The sequence below is a fragment of the Marseilla massiliensis genome, assembly GCF_023336985.1.
Lineage (GTDB): Bacteria > Bacteroidota > Bacteroidia > Bacteroidales > Bacteroidaceae > Prevotella > Prevotella intestinigallinarum.
This window is the reverse complement of record NZ_JAMBLP010000012.1, coordinates 1-15358: the sequence shown is the minus strand read 5'-3', so window position 1 is coordinate 15358 and position 15358 is coordinate 1. Positions and strand designations below refer to the sequence as shown.

The following is a 15358-nucleotide window of genomic DNA, read 5'->3' as shown; positions in this document are numbered from 1 at the left end:
TTTTGGAAAATGTTCTTTAATATAACGTTTATTACGATGAAAATGAGTACTTTTGCCGACCATGAGCAGCTTCAAACTTACATCTAAATACAAGCCGACCGGCGACCAGCCGGAGGCTATCAGAGAACTTACCGAGGGCTTGGAGCGCGGCGACAAGGCCCAGGTGTTGCTCGGTGTGACCGGTTCTGGCAAGACTTTCACGATGGCAAACGTCATTGCCAACGCCAACCGCCCCACGCTGATACTGAGCCACAACAAGACCCTCGCCGCTCAGCTTTACGAAGAGATGCGCGGCTTCTTCCCCGAAAACGCCGTAGAGTACTATGTGAGTTATTACGACTATTACCAGCCCGAGGCTTACATACCGACCACAGACACATACATAGAGAAAGACCTGGCCATCAACGAAGAGATAGACCGCCTCAGGCTGCGGGCTGTCTCGTCGCTGCTGTCGGGCCGAAAAGACGTGGTGGTCGTTTCGTCGGTCAGCTGCATCTACGGCATGGGCAGCCCTGTGGCCCTGTCTGAAAACGTGATTGAGCTAAGGCGCGGGCAGTCTATAGACCGCAATGCGCTGTTGCGCAAACTCGTCCAGGCGCTCTACGTGCGCAATGACATCGACCTGCAGCGCGGCTCGTTCAGGGTCAAGGGCGACACCATCGACGTGGCCATGGCCTACAACGAGGCCATTCTGCGCATAACGTTCTGGGACGACGAAATCGACGCCATAGAAGAGCGCGACGCCGTCACGCTTGACAGGCTGGCTTCGTTTGACGAATACAAGCTATATCCGGCCAACCTGTTCATGACCACCCAGGAGCAGATCAACATCGCCATACGCAACATACAGGACGACCTTACAAAGCAGGTGGCCTATTTCACCGAGCTGGGCGACCCCATCAAGGCCCAGCGCATCAAGGAGAGGGTGGAATACGACATGGAGATGATAAAGGAGCTCGGCCATTGCTCGGGCATAGAGAACTACTCGCGCTATTTCGACGGGCGCAACGCGGGCGAACGTCCCTACTGCCTGCTCGACTTCTTCCCTGAAGACTACCTTATGTTTATCGACGAGAGCCATGTCAGCGTGCCACAAATCAACGCCATGTATGGAGGCGACAGGGCGCGCAAGACCAACCTGGTGGAGTTCGGGTTCAGGCTTCCGGCTGCATTCGACAACCGCCCGCTCACGTTCGACGAGTTTCACAGCATGATCAACCAGGTGGTCTACGTCTCTGCCACACCGGCCGACTACGAGCTGCAGGAAGCCGAGGGTGTGGTTGTAGAGCAGGTGATACGCCCCACGGGGCTGCTCGACCCCGAGATAGAGGTGCGCCCGAGCGAAAACCAGATAGACGACCTGATGGAGGAAGTCAGGGTGCGCATAGAGCGCAAAGAGCGTGTGCTTGTGACGACACTGACCAAGCGGATGGCCGAAGAGCTGACAGAATACTTGCTCGGCCACGGCATCAGCACGGCTTACATACACAGTGATGTCGCCACACTCGACCGCGTGAAGATTCTCGAGGAGCTGCGCGAAGGCCGCTACGACGTGCTTGTTGGCGTAAACCTGCTGCGCGAGGGCCTCGACCTGCCAGAAGTGTCGCTTGTGGCCATACTCGACGCCGACAAGGAGGGTTTCCTGCGCAGCCACCGAAGCCTGACGCAGACTGCCGGACGGGCTGCCCGCAACGTAAACGGGAAGGTTATCATGTATGCCGACACCATTACGGCCAGCATGCAACAGACCATCGACGAGACAGCCCGGCGCCGAATGAAGCAGATGCGATACAACGAGATGAACGGAATAACGCCTACACAAATCAAGAAATCGCTAAAAACGGGTGTGCTGCGTGCCGAAATAGGCGGCGGCGAACAAGAGGACGAGAAGCCGACGGCACGCATGGCATACATAGAACCCGAATCGGCTGCATTCGCCGCCGACCCGATAGTGGAACGGATGACGAGGCCGCAGCTTGAAAAGAGCATCGCCAACACGACCAAGCTCATGAAGGAGGCTGCCAAGAGGCTCGACTTTATCCAGGCGGCACAATACAGGGATGAGATTATAAGGCTGCAGAAAGAGCTGGAACTGAAGTGAGCCAAGCCATGGCCCTGCCTGCGACCGACGGGCTGACGCCATCGTCGCCGCACGCCATGTGGCTACATTGTGCAGGCCATTCGCACATACCAAATAAAAGGTTTAAACCGGCGCCACAAACTACTGATATACAGAGAGTTGTAAAAACGGGTGATTTTGCCACACAAAACGAGCCGTTTCATCATGCCAAACAGCCCGAACAGCCACGCCAAACGGCCCATACCGAAAGCACGCCAAGCAAGCAGGGCATTCCCATTGCCGCAAACCCGCTTGCCAAGGGCAGCGGTGCCGCGGCCGGCGGCATTGAAGTGCCTGCCGAAAACGGCAGCGCCAAAGGCCGGATTCCATGACAACAGACCATAGACACAGATTGTAATATTAAGCTTATCATGCACAAAAGAAACCTGAGAAAAACATCATTGGTGCTCACAGCCATGTCGGGCATAATCATGCTGTTGCTCACCTACCTGCAGCCATACACCCTGTCGGACGACATTCTATACCACTGCATCTGGCGACGGTCGGCCGACGAGGGTTTTGTAAGGATAGGCAGCCTTGCCGACATTGTGCAATCGCAAGCCATACACTACATGGAACTCACAGGGCGCGCCATCGTGCAGACAGTGGCCCAGGCATTCCTAGGCCTGCTCAGCAAGCCGGCATACGACGTGGCCAACGCCTTGATTTTTGCCATGACCGTATGGGCCGTCGCCAAGTTCGTGTCAAAATCCACCATCAAGCCACTTACGGTAATCATGGTCTTGTTTGTCATGATAGTGCTGATTCCCGGATTTGCCGACATATACCTGTGGGTTGAGGGTTCAGTAAATTACCTGTGGGTGTCGCTCGCCATAATGTTTTTCTTGTTCATCTTCGAGAAAAAGAAAGGCCGCGAAGCCTCGCCCAAAGACTATCTGCTGAGCCCGCTGACCCTGTTCATAGGCTGGACGCATGAAGGCATGGCCCTGCCGCTTGCCATAAGCCTTGCTGGATATTGCTGGCTTAGGCGGAAAGCGATGCGCAAAAGCGCCGCCCTGCCCTATGTGGCATGGTTTACGCTGGGCTCGCTTGTATGCGCGTTTGCCCCTTCCACCCTGCTCCGGGCCATAGGCGGCGACGGCCACATAGCGGAAAGCCCACTTGTAAAGGTGGGCCTCGGACTGTTCACTTGCACCGAGATGCGCACGGTATGGGTGCTGGTGGCGGTGATGGCCTATGCCCGAAGGCGAAACAAGAGGTTGCTGGCTCTCCACTTAAGCAGATACGGCTACCTGTATTCATCGGTGGTATTGAGCATCGGCATAATCTTCGCCAGCGGCGTCACGCAGCCACGGGTATGTTTCGCAGCGGAGTTTTTCGCCATGCTCCTCGCCATCAACCTGCTGCTGCGACTTGGCGCCGAACGATATTCGACCAGGCTTGGCGCAGCGCTGTCGGCAGCCATCGTGGCGGTGCTTATCCCGGGAATATACTATGCATACCAGGGCCACCTCAACAACCTATACTTAATGGCCCAAATAAAAGGCGGACAAACCGACATGATAAGAGTGAAACCGATGCTGGGCAACAGCTATTTCATCAGGAAATTTGTTTTCCTGCAGGTGGAGTTCGGCCCAAACACCTACTATTTCGCCCCCGACCCAAACGACGAGAACGTGAGATGCGCCGCCTATCTGCTTGGCCGCGACAGCCTGTCGTTCCTGCCCGACGACATGGTGGGAAAGATAATGGCCGATCCAGACAGCTACATTGAATACGGCGAGGACGCAACAGGCAGACTGATGGCAATGCAAATACCCAATGGCACAGAAGTGAACAAGATAACATTCATGCTGGGCGACGACAGTGCACCATTCTACAAGCGGCCGTTTGCGTATGCGAGCGATACGTATGAAGCCGACAGATGGCATACGGCAAAAATCAACGGAAGGACCTTTGTGTTCTTCGACAAGCCTATACCAAAGATATCAAGGCGCATTGACAGCATCAGAGTAGATGCGGTAAAGTGACGTTCGCGGCGGCAGAAACGGCATCATAACGCCACCCACGGGCCAGTGGCGCAACGCGCCCTGCACCACATAATCATAAAAACAATGTTAATCTGTGTAATCAGAACAAGTAATAGTCAGATATTTTGTAATTTTGCAAATCAAACAGCACTTTTATATTCAACGCAAATGAAAAAGATATTTGTTGCAATAATGGCGTTAATGCCGCTCATGGGCATGGCGCAAAACTCTTGGGAAATGGAGAACGAGCAAGGCACAAAGGCCAACCCCGACCAAAAATACCTGGCCGGTGCCGTACCTATGGTTGATGGCAAGGTGCAGTTTTCAACAGAAATATCTGCGCCCGGCAAGTCGGCAGCACAGATATACGACACCCTGCTGGCCTACTTCACACAGCTGAGCAAGGAAGACAACCAGCTTGAACAAAGCCGTGTGGTCATGAAAGACTCTGTAAACCACCAGCTTGCCGCCAACTACCAAGAGTGGCTCGTGTTCAAGAACAAGCCCCTCGTGCTCGACCGCACCCGGTTTATGTATACCCTGACGGCCGAATGCAGCGACGGCAAGGCGGAAGTAACCATGAGACGCATATACTACCTATACGACGAGGAACGCAACCCGCAGACATACAACGCCGAAGAATGGATTACCGACGAGTACGGCCTGAAGAAGAACAAAGACAAACTGTCGAGGGTAAGCGGCAAGTTCCGCCGCAAGACTATAGACCGCAAGGACTACCTGTTCAACAAAATGGCAAACCTCTTCAAATAAGAGGCTTGCCGTTTCCTTGCAACCACAACAACATTTCACACCCGTAAAACCACAGCCGACCCGATGATAAAAGACGAAATAGACGAAATCGTTGAAAGACAACAGGCCCAACACCACGGAAGGCCCAACGAACGCCAGCTGAAAATGAAGAAGATACGCAATTGGCTCAACATTGCGTTCATGGTCATTGCCATGGCGGGCGTGATTATTTATCTTGCTGGCAACATGACGATAGGCCTTTACGTAATCATCGCGTCATTGCCCTTCAAGTTTGTAGATGCGGCCATCCGAATATTGAGAATGTAAATGAAGAAAACCCTTATAACGCTACTGTGCCTCACGGCCATCGGCGCCAATGCCCAGACATACAACCAGATAGACGAGACAGGGCAAATAACTCAGCGCGACGAAAACGAAAACCGCAATTTCAACAAGCACAGCAACGACACGACTAAAAACAAGGAGATTCCCAAGGGCATCTATGTGTGGACTGTTGACCGCAAGTTTGGCGACATCACGCCGGCTGTCGTCGACACAATGCAACACATGTACATGAACTCCATATTCAACACCGGGCTATACGGGGAATACAACACCACAGGCAACAACTACACCGCACGCGAAAGCAGGATTGTGATTGACCGCCCGCTGCCCGCACAGTTCATGTTCACACAACCGTACAGCTACATTATCAAGCAACCCGAACAGCTTCACTTCACCAACACCCTGTCGCCGATAACAAACATCTCTTACGACAACTGCGGCAACAAGACCAACGGCGAAGACCACATCGACGCTAAATTTGCGGTGAACGCCAACAAGAAGTTCGGCTTCGGGTTCGACCTCAACTATGCCTACGCCCGTGGATACTATGCAAACCAAAGCACGTCGCACTTCGGGGCAACACTCTACGCGTCGTACCTTGGCGACCAATACAACATGCATGCCATCTTTTCAACATACCACCAAAAGGTTTCGGAGAACGGAGGCATAACAGACGACAACTACGTAACTCACCCGGAAAGCTTTGACGACTCGTACAGTGATAATGAGATACCTACAGTGCTGAGCCAAAACTGGAACAGGAACAACAGCCTTCACTTCTTCCTAACCCACAGGTACAGCCTTGGTTTCTACCGCATGGTTAAGCTTACCGAAGCCGAACTGAAAGCGCGGCAATTTGCAGCCGAGTCGAAGAAAGACAACGCAGAGAAACAGCAGGGCAAAGACGCCAACCCGCCCACCGGGCGCAAGCGCGGCGAAAAAGTGGCCACGGCGGCTCCGTCGGGGCGACCTGAGGGGGCAACCATTGCCGGCGACGAACCTACCGACACGACATCAATGGCCATAGACACCACACGCCTCAGCGTAGACTCCAAAGAGAAAATGGACAGTCTGCTGGCCGCCAAGCAAAGGCAGGACTCTATCGACGCAACCATGAAACGTGAGTTTGTGCCGGTGACAAGTTTCATACATACAGCCGACGTAAACAGGTACGACAGGATATACCAGACATACGAGTCGCCCGAGGATTACTACGCAAACACTTACTACACCCACAACGACGACTTGAGCTATGGCGGCGACTCTATCTACGACCGCACAAAGATGCTTTCGATAAAAAACACGCTGGCCATAGCCCTGCTTGAGGGGTTCAACAAATACGCCAAGGCCGGCTTGAAAGTGTTTGCCAGCCACGAGCTTCGCAAATTTGACATGCCCGACGTGTTCCAGAACGGCAACTACACTCTGTCGAGGATGGCCAGCTGGACAGAAAACAATGTGAGCATAGGCGGACAAATAGCAAAGACGCAAGGCAAGACACTGCACTACAATGTGATGGCTGAAACATGGCTGGTGGGCGAAGACGCGGGCCAACTGAAGGTAGACTTCAGAACCGACGTCAACTTCCCCCTGTTCGGTGACACCGTGACGCTGGCAGCCAAAGCCTATTTCTACAGGCTGAACCCAACGTTCTACCAGCGCCGCTACCACTCTAAGCATATATGGTGGGACAACGACGACATGAGCAAGGAAACGCGCACGCGCATTGAAGGGCTTTTCTCTTACAGAAAAACAAAGACCAGCCTGCGCGTGGCGGTGGAGGAGATACAGAACTACACTTACTTCTCAACGTCTTACGACGCCACTACCGACGGGCGCACCAACATGACGGCCAGCATCAACCAGCATGGTGGCAACATCAACCTGCTCACTGCCCAGCTGCGCCAAGACTTCAGGCTCGGGATATTGAATTGGGAAAACATCGTAACCTACCAGCACTCAAGCAACCAAGAGGTGCTGCCGGTGCCTGCGCTGAACCTGTTTACGAACTTATACATCAAGTTTAAAATAGTAAAGCAGCTTACGGTCGAGCTGGGAGGCGACGCATATTTTTTCACCAACTACTTCGCGCCTGACTTCGTGCCGCAACTGAACCAATTTGCTGTGCAGTCTAACAGCGCAAGCAAAGTGAAGCTGGGGGGCTATCCGTTTGTCGATGTCTACGCCAACCTGCACCTAAAGCGCACCAGGTTCTTCGTTATGTTCAGCCACGTGACGGCCGGAAATGGCAACAGGATGTATTTCCTTACTCCCCACTACCCGCAAAACGGGCGCATTCTGCGCTTCGGGTTGTCGTGGAACTTCTTCAACTGACGCACGCCCTGCCGCTCTCTACCGTCCCCACACGGGCTTACCATGGATTGACACCCAATGAAAACGGCATTCTCAGAAATACAATAAGGGGCACAAAGCAAAAGCCTCACAGACACCTTACGGTTGCTGTGAGGCTTTTGTTTATAATTCCAATCGCCATTTGGGGGCCGTAGAGGTTCGGATTGTTGCCGGGCTGATTGGCATGCGCCTCTGCAGAAGGCGCCGACAACAATGGCTACGCCAATCGGCAAACAATAGGCAGGCCATGGGATGGAAGCGCTTGGAAACCATCATATAAATGCAATCCAAACACCCGGCGGCATAATGGCAGGTTAGGTTCGCCCCGTCACTTGGAGCATTTGTCATACCACTTGCGCAAGATTCCCTTAGGAACACCGCTGCCAACCATCTCGTCGAGCGCAACACGAGCCTCTTTCTTCTTGCCCATGAGCAACAGCACGTCAACGCGCGAAATGCGGAAGTCAACGTTGGCCGGAGCCAGGCGTATGGCTTGTTCCCAATCATACAGAGCCGCACCATACACCTTCTGCTCCTTCTCGAAGTCGGCCCTGGCCGCATATGCAGCAGCACTGTCGGGAAACTGCTCAACAAGACGGTTCATCTCGTCCATGGCAGCAGCCTTACGCCCGAGCTTCCGATATGAATAGGCCAGGCCGAGCCTGGCCTCCATATTGTAAGGAGCAATGCCGAGGAAGGTCTCATAGTCGTTGCACGCCAAGTCATAGCGCCGCAGGTTGTTGTTGGCAAAAGCCCTATAGAAAAGGGCCGCAAGGTTGCGTGGCTCCTTGTCCAACACCAAGCCGCACTCCGACACGGCATAATCCCACTGCCCCAGCTCAAGGTTGACAGCAGCCTTACGCAGGTGCAAGTCTGATGAATATGGCGAAGTCTCTATCTGCCTATTCAACACAGACAAAGAGTCACGCCATTGCTGAAGCGACTGGCCATAGGCAGAAAGGCTGCCCAACAGGCACACACCGATGATAAATGTTGAAGACTTCAAGGCTTACGACTTCTTGATATAGTCAACAATCCACATGCCTACCTCGCGAGTGCCGTAATGGGCCCCACCCTCGACCTGAATCTCGGGCGTGCGAACACATGCGTCGAGCGAAGCGTCGACGGCCTTGCGGACTAGCTTCCCCTCGTCAACCAAATTGAAATGCTCCAAAAGCATGGCAACAGACAGTATCTGGGCCAGAGGGTTTGCCTTGTTCTGTCCCTTGGCCTGCGGCCATGAGCCATGCACAGGCTCAAACACAGGTGTGCTCTCGCCGGTTGAAGCCGACGGAAGCAGGCCCATCGACCCAGAAATGCAGCTTCCTTCATCGGTAAGTATGTCGCCGAAAGTGTTTTCGGTGACCATGACATCAAAGAACGTAGGCTCTGTTATCATGCGCATGGCGGCATTGTCTACATACATATAATCGACAGACACATCGGGGTATGACGGTTCCATTTCCTGGGCAATCTGACGCCACAACCGGCTTGACGCCAAGACATTGGCCTTGTCTACAACAGTGAGGTGGTGATGACGCTTGCGTGCGTATTCAAAGCCAACCTTCAGTATGCGCTCTATCTCTGGTCGGGTGTAATAGTTGGTGTCGTATGCCTTGTCATTGTCTTGGTATTTCTCTCCGAAATACATGCCGCCGGTAAGCTCACGGATGCAAACAAAATCGGCGCCGTCGACAAGTTCAGAGCGCAACGGCGACTTGTGCAAAAGGCACTTGAACGTCTGTACCGGCCTTATATTTGCATAGAGGCCCAGTTTCTTGCGCATGGCGAGCAAGCCCTGTTCGGGGCGCACCTTGGCCGTTGGGTCGTTGTCGAACCTCGTGTCTCCCACGGCCGCGAAAAGCACGGCATCTGCATTACGGCATATATCATAAGTCTCTTCGGGGAATGGGTCGCCTACCTCGTCAATGGCATGTGCCCCGCAAAGAGCTTGCTCATATTCAAACTCATGGCCGAACTTGCTTGCAATGGCATCCATGACAGCAATGCCCTGCTCCATTATTTCCGGCCCAATGCCATCGCCTGGCAATACAGCAATCTTAAGTTTCATTGTCTATTAATTTATTGTTTGTTACCTTCTTCTATTATATTAAGCATTTTGAACGTGGCCTTGATTGCAGCCTCGGTCTGGTCGGCGTCGAGTCCTCGTGTCCGCAACATCTTATCGCCATTGCGCCATGTGATGACCGTCTGCACCAATGCATCCGTGCGGCCCCCCGGCGGTATGGTGACGGCGTAATTGGCCAGTGTCGGGAACGTGCGTCCGAGCGAATCGCGGTATATCTTGCGCAATGCTTTCACGAAAGCGTCATACTGTCCGTCGCCGGTGGAAAATCCCTCATACTCGTTGCCATTGATACAAACCTTGACGCTTGCCAATGGCTTGAGGCCATAAGCAGACGAGACCATATAACTGACAAGCCGCACTTTGTCTTCGGGAGCGGTATGCTTTAGCACATCACTGACGATGAACGGCAGGTCTTCCTGTGTCACAATCTCCTTGCGGTCGCCCAGTTCGGTGATTCGTTGAGTGATTTTCTTGGTCTGCTCAGGCGTAAGCTCCAAGCCCAGCTCCTGCAAATTGCGGGCAATGTTTGCATTGCCGCTCGTCTTGCCCAGGGCATACTCGCGCTTACGACCGAAACGCTCAGGCATGAGGTCGTTGCAATATAAATTGTCTTTGTTGTCACCATCGGCATGCACACCGGCCACCTGCGTAAACACATTCTCGCCCACTATGGGCTGATTGGGCGCAACGGCTATGCCGGAATAACCCTCGACCAAGCGGCTGATGGCATTGAGCTCGCTCTCGTTGATGTTGGTCTTGGCATGAAACTGGTCTTTCAATATCACCTGAACGCTTGACAACGGCGCATTGCCGCATCGCTCGCCGAGGCCGTTCACAGTGACATGTATTCCTTTAGCTCCGCTCAGCACGGCCGCAAGCGAATTGCTTACGGCAAGGTCATAATCGTTGTGCGCATGAAAATCGAAGTGAGTGCCGGGATAACGCTTCTGCATCTTGCGGAAATACTCTATAACCTGCAAGGGGTTCATTATCCCCAAGGTGTCTGGAAGCATGAACCTCCGTATACCGCAGTGGGCCAAGGCATCGACCATGGCATAAACATACTCTGGTGAATCTTTCATGCCGTTGCTCCAGTCTTCAAGGTACAGATTGACGGTGATGCCTTTCTTCTCAGCATATTCTATTGTCCTCAGTATATCATCAATATGCTCCTGTGGCGTCTTGTGCAACTGGCCGGTGCAATGGCGCAACGAACCTTTTGCCAACAGATTTATAACCTTTCCGCCACAACTGTCAATCCAGTCGACAGAAAGGCATCCGTCAACAAAACCAAGCACCTCGACCCGCTCGAGCATCCCCACCTGCCTGGCATAACGGCAAATCATGGAAACGGCGTCTTTCTCGCCATCCGACACCCGAGCCGAAGCAACCTCTATGCGGTCAACATTCACATCCTTAAGGAGCTTGCGGGCAATGACCAGTTTCTCGTGCGGCAGAAAAGAGACGCCACTGGTCTGCTCGCCGTCGCGGAGGGTGCTGTCCATAATCTCGACAAAAGGCTGTATGCGCCGGTAGGAGTTGTTCATTTGTTGAGCCGTTCCCATGCCTCAATTTTATCCTTATTCTGCAACAAATAGTCGATGTCGTCAAGACCGTTCATCAGGCAGTGCTTCTTGTACGAGTTGATTTCAAACTTTTCGCTCCTGCCGGTGGCCTTGTTCAAAACTGTCTGGTTTGGAAGGTCGACCTCAACCTCTGTCTTCGGATTGTCGGCTATGCTTGCGAACAACTCCTGCAAAAAAGAGTCGGTGACGACAACAGGCAATACGAAATTATTCAATTCGTTGTTTTTATGTATGTCGGCAAAGAAACTGCTGATGACAACGCGAAAGCCATATCCCGCTATGGCCCATGCTGCGTGCTCACGGCTGGATCCCGACCCGAAATTCTTGCCTGCAACCAAAATACAGCCGCCATAGACAGGGTTGTTCAACACAAAGTCTTTTTTCAGACTACCGTCTTCATTGTAACGCCAATCATGGAAAAGATTGTCACCAAAGCCGGCCTTATCAGTGGCCTTGAGAAAACGTGCAGGTATTATCTGGTCTGTGTCCACATTCTCTAAAGGCAGTGGAACACAAGTACTTGTTATAACACTAAACTTCTGTTTCATACGTTCATTGCATTAAAATCCGTGGATCTGTGATTTTACCTGTTACTGCTGCTGCGGCGGCAACCAACGGTGAAGCCAATATTGTGCGCGAGCCCGGACCCTGTCTTCCTTCAAAGTTACGGTTGCTTGTAGACACCGCATATTTCCCGGCAGGCACTTTGTCGTCGTTCATCGCAAGACAAGCAGAGCACCCCGGCTGGCGAATCTCGAAACCGGATTCATGAAGTACCTTATCAATACCTTCCTCACGTATCTGGCGCTCTACCGCCCACGAGCCGGGAACCAGCCATGCCACAATGCCGTCGGCCTTTTTCCGGCCTTCCACTATCGAGGCAAAAGCCCTGAAGTCTTCTATGCGCCCATTGGTGCAAGCGCCTAAGAATACATAGTCTACATCATGGCCGAGCAGACGCTCTCCCGGTTTAAAGCCCATATAGTCGAGCGACTTGGCAAAAGATGCCCTTCCTGAATCGTCGATATCACTGAGTTCCGGAATGGCAGACGTTATGCCCATACCCATGCCCGGGTTTGTGCCGTAGGTAATCATGGGCTCAATGTCGGCCGCATCAAAGACAAGCTCTTTGTCAAACACTGCGTCATCACCACTCTTTAGTGTACGCCAATAGGCCACTGCCTTTTCCCAATCGTCGTCTTTGGGGGCGAATTGCCGGCCTTTGATATATTCAAATGTGGTATCATCAGGGGCGACAAAGCCTCCGCGAGCGCCCATCTCTATAGACAGGTTGCACAAGGTGAGCCTGCCCTCCATGCTCATGTCGCGAACCACCTGACCCGAATACTCGACAAAGTAGCCTGTAGCCCCGGAAGTGGTCAACTTCGACATAAGGTACAAGGCGACGTCTTTTGCAGTGACACCTGTGCCCAATTTTCCGTCGATGGTTATGCGCATTGACTTTGGCTTTTGCTGCAATATGCACTGAGAAGCCAAGACCATTTCCACTTCGCTGGTGCCTATGCCAAAGGCGATAGCCCCCACGGCACCATGGGTTGACGTATGCGAATCACCACACACAATGGTCATGCCTGGCAACGATAGCCCTTTCTCTGGCCCTACGACATGAATTATGCCATTATCCTGAGACATCATACCATAATGAGTCAATCCGAACTCACGTGCATTTGCCGCCAACGCATCTACCTGCTTGCGCGACACGGGGTCTTCTATCGGTTTGTCCTGGTCGTGAGTAGGCGTATTATGATCCGGCATGCAAAATATCTGCTGCGGCCGAAAGCATTTGAGCCCTCTCTTCCTCAAGCCATCGAAAGCTTGCGGTGATGTTACTTCATGACAATACAGTCTGTCGATGTATAATTGTGTGGGGCCGTCTGCTATGGCCTGCACAACGTGCTTATCCCATATCTTGTCAAATAATGTGTTCATCAGCTGATGTTATTTTCTAAATTTGTTTATACAATCTATGTAAGCTTCCACTGAAGCCGTAACTATATCAGTGTTTGCTCCGAAACCATAATAGACGTTGCCGTCATACTCTACCTGCATGTGAACCTTCCCGACATCATCAGACCCTTTGCTAATGGCCTGAATGGTGAATTCCTTGAGAGTCATTTGCTTGCGTATGATTCGCTTCAAAGCCTTGATGGCAGCGTCTACCGGGCCGTTTCCGGTGGACGACTCCTCAAACTTCTGGCCTGAGATGTCTAAGCCTACACTGGCCACACTCCTTACTCCCATGCCCGTTGTCACCTGCAAGTAATCAAGCTTGACGGCGTGAGCCTCTGCTGTGTCGGCTCCTGCAAGCATAAGTATATCATCATCATTTACTTCTTTCTTCTGGTCTGCGAGCTTCAAGAATTTCTGGTAAATCTTATCAACTGCTTCCTCGCTCGTCACTTTCACGCCAAGCACTCCAAGCCTGTACTTAAGCGCAGCACGGCCAGAACGGGCTGTGAGCACTATGGAGTTGTCGTCCAGCCCAACATCCTTGGGGTTCATTATCTCATACGTCTGGACGTTCTTGAGCACGCCGTCCTGATGGATGCCGCTTGAATGCGCAAAGGCATTGCGGCCAACCACGGCCTTATTTGGCTGAACCGGCATATTCATGAGGCTTGAAACCATACGGCTGGCTGGATATATCTTCACCGTGTTGATATTCGTATCAATGCCAATATCCTTGTGGCACTTCAGAATCATGGCTATCTCTTCAAGCGATGTATTGCCTGCACGCTCACCGATGCCGTTGATTGTGACTTCCACTTGGCGCGCACCATTCAGCACACCACTCAACGTATTTGCTGTTGCCATACCTAAATCATTATGACAGTGGGTCGATATGACAGCTTTGTCTATTCCGTCAACATGCTCAACCAAGTACTTTATCTTGTCTCCGTACTCTGAGGGCAAACAATATCCAGTTGTGTCAGGGATATTAACCACGGTTGCCCCGGCCTTAATTACCGCCTCAATGACTCTGGCCAGGTATTCATTCTCTGTGCGCCCGGCATCTTCTGCGTAGAACTCTACGTCTTCTACGTATTTCTTCGCGTATCTGACGGCAGACACGGCACGCTCAATGATTTCGTCTCTCGTGCTGTTAAACTTGTAACGTATGTGCGAATCACTTGTGCCAATGCCTGTATGAATACGCTTATGCTTTGCATATTTCAAAGATTCGGCAGCAACATCAATGTCTTTCTCGACAGCTCGTGTCAAGGCACATATTGTCGGCCATGTCACAGCCTTTGAAATTTCGATGACTGAATTAAAGTCTCCGGGACTGGAAATTGGGAAACCCGCCTCAATGACATCAACCCCGAGCTGCTCCAACATCTTCGCAACTTGTATCTTCTCTACAGTGTTAAGCTGACAACCAGGCACCTGCTCGCCGTCGCGAAGCGTTGTGTCAAAAATAAACAATCTGTCACTCATCATATTCATTTTAAGTATTATCCAACTAAAAGACCTTTCTCACTAATGGAAGTGAAAAAGGTCTGAAACTATATCTGAGTCATAATTACACGCCTATTTCCCCACTCCCTTTCATCTCTGGCAGTAGAATAATATCAATAAGCTGTAATAGATTAATATACATATTCTCCATAATTAAGTTACTTTACAACTGCAAAGTTAATCAAAACAACACAAATAGACAAACAAATCGAAAGATTTTTAGCAGTAATACTATCATTTTTCTTTCTTTATATTATATTTCTTACTGCATGCAAAGCCACATGGACGCTCTTACCATATTATCAAATCAGCGCTATATGTTGTGCTTCCCGCTGTCTTCACGTTGCATCACAAAACTTCGGGACTCATGAAAGTCGTGTGATATCAGATTGAAAGACGGTTGCAAAGCGCAACTTTTACAAAAACTGCCTATGCCATAAGCAGGAGACAATTAATTAAAGTACAAGCATAACCTGAAAAGCTCAGGCCTCTCCTACAAATGCTTCAGCGCACCGCATCAGCCCTATCGGGCGCAGCAGCGGCGGCGTCCGCTACCTGCACGGCTGCCGGCGCAATGGAGCAATCCGGCCGTCGTGGCCGCCCCCGGCAGACCTGTGGGATGGGATGCGCGGCCGGGGCCGCAGGC

11 protein-coding genes are annotated in these 15358 nt (G+C 51.9%); 5 read left to right on the top strand and 6 right to left on the bottom strand.

The features are described from left to right. Positions 1 to 61 precede the first annotated feature (61 nt). The 5 genes from uvrB (at position 62) to M3089_RS09330 (ending at position 7539) form a co-directional block, all read left to right on the top strand. The gene (gene uvrB, locus M3089_RS09350; protein WP_249083641.1) at positions 62 to 2101 is read left to right on the top strand and encodes an excinuclease ABC subunit UvrB; all 2040 of its coding nucleotides are present in this window, start codon (positions 62 to 64) and stop codon (positions 2099 to 2101) included. Positions 2102 to 2490: 389 nt separating this feature from the next. Beyond that, entirely contained in the window at positions 2491 to 4110 is a 1620-nt protein-coding gene (locus tag M3089_RS09345; RefSeq protein WP_249083639.1) for a DUF6056 family protein, read from the top strand. 168 nt (positions 4111 to 4278) lie between these two features. Next, on the top strand, positions 4279 to 4881 hold the full coding sequence (locus M3089_RS09340; RefSeq protein WP_249083637.1) for a DUF4468 domain-containing protein: 603 nt from the start codon (positions 4279 to 4281) through the stop codon (positions 4879 to 4881). Positions 4882 to 4944: 63 nt separating this feature from the next. Further along, positions 4945 to 5187 carry a hypothetical protein gene (locus tag M3089_RS09335; protein WP_205111434.1) on the top strand — a complete coding sequence of 81 codons (243 nt, stop codon included), beginning with the start codon at positions 4945 to 4947 and terminating at the stop codon, positions 5185 to 5187. Next, positions 5188 to 7539, top strand: a complete 2352-nt coding sequence (locus tag M3089_RS09330; RefSeq protein ID WP_249083635.1) for a putative porin — start codon at positions 5188 to 5190, stop codon at positions 7537 to 7539. It abuts the gene before it with no gap. Positions 7540 to 7885: 346 nt separating this feature from the next. Here the strand turns inward: M3089_RS09330 and M3089_RS09325 are convergent, their stop codons facing one another. From M3089_RS09325 to M3089_RS09300, 6 genes are read right to left on the bottom strand one after another with little or no spacing between them, the layout of a single operon-like run. Further along, a complete protein-coding gene (locus M3089_RS09325; RefSeq protein WP_249083633.1) occupies positions 7886 to 8563 on the bottom strand; it encodes a tetratricopeptide repeat protein in 678 nt (225 codons plus the stop codon). 3 nt (positions 8564 to 8566) lie between these two features. Beyond that, positions 8567 to 9628 (bottom strand): 3-isopropylmalate dehydrogenase, encoded by a 1062-nt coding sequence (gene leuB / locus M3089_RS09320; RefSeq protein ID WP_249083628.1) that lies wholly within the window; start codon positions 9626 to 9628, stop codon positions 8567 to 8569. Positions 9629 to 9639: 11 nt separating this feature from the next. After that, entirely contained in the window at positions 9640 to 11211 is a 1572-nt protein-coding gene (locus M3089_RS09315) for an alpha-isopropylmalate synthase regulatory domain-containing protein (RefSeq protein WP_249083619.1), read from the bottom strand. Further along, entirely contained in the window at positions 11190 to 11780 is a 591-nt protein-coding gene (leuD, locus tag M3089_RS09310; RefSeq protein WP_205111424.1) for a 3-isopropylmalate dehydratase small subunit, read from the bottom strand. Before leuD ends, M3089_RS09315 begins: the two co-directional genes overlap by 22 nt. Positions 11781 to 11784: 4 nt before the next feature. Continuing rightward, the gene (gene leuC, locus M3089_RS09305; RefSeq protein ID WP_249083617.1) at positions 11785 to 13182 is read right to left on the bottom strand and encodes a 3-isopropylmalate dehydratase large subunit; all 1398 of its coding nucleotides are present in this window, start codon (positions 13180 to 13182) and stop codon (positions 11785 to 11787) included. A 9-nt stretch (positions 13183 to 13191) separates the two neighbouring features. Continuing rightward, entirely contained in the window at positions 13192 to 14691 is a 1500-nt protein-coding gene (locus M3089_RS09300) for a 2-isopropylmalate synthase (RefSeq protein WP_205111499.1), read from the bottom strand. Positions 14692 to 15358 lie beyond the last annotated feature (667 nt).